This window comes from Xenorhabdus sp. PB62.4, from assembly GCF_014467285.1.
Lineage (GTDB): Bacteria > Pseudomonadota > Gammaproteobacteria > Enterobacterales > Enterobacteriaceae > Xenorhabdus.
In genome coordinates this window covers 1-500 of record NZ_NKHR01000123.1, presented here as the reverse complement: position 1 = coordinate 500, position 500 = coordinate 1, and the positions used below count along the sequence as shown (strand labels likewise).

Annotated in this window: 1 protein-coding gene; it reads left to right on the top strand. The window is 57.4% G+C overall.

The features are described 5' to 3' along the window. A partial coding sequence (locus Xenpb_RS19530) for an AMP-binding protein (protein WP_187655758.1) occupies positions 1 to 500 on the top strand: 500 nt, incomplete at both ends.

Genomic DNA, 500 nt, shown 5'->3' with positions numbered 1-500 from the left:
GGAACCGGCCTGAACTGACTGCTGAGCGTTTTGTGGCGAACCCATTCGCGACGGCCGAAGACAAGGCGAAAGGCTATACCCGCCTGTACAAAACGGGCGATTTGGTGCGCTGGCGGCCGGACGGCAACCTCGAATATCTGGGGCGCAATGATTTTCAGGTCAAAATCCGCGGTTACCGCATTGAACTGGGCGAAATTGAAAACGCCCTCGCGGCCCATCCGCAGGTAAAACAGGCCGTGGTGATTGACCGCGAGCACAACGGGAATAAAGTGCTGGCCGCCTATCTGGTGGCAGAGGAAGCTCTGTCTGATGACTCCCTGATTAAACATCTCTCTGCCCGTCTGCCGGATTATATGCTGCCTGCCAGCTTTACCCGCATTGAATCCGTGCCGCTGACGCTGAACGGCAAGCTGGATCGCCGCGCCCTGCCAGAGCCAGTATGGGGTAACCGGGATAGCTATATCGCCCCCCGTAATGCGTTAGAAACTCAGCTATGTGCC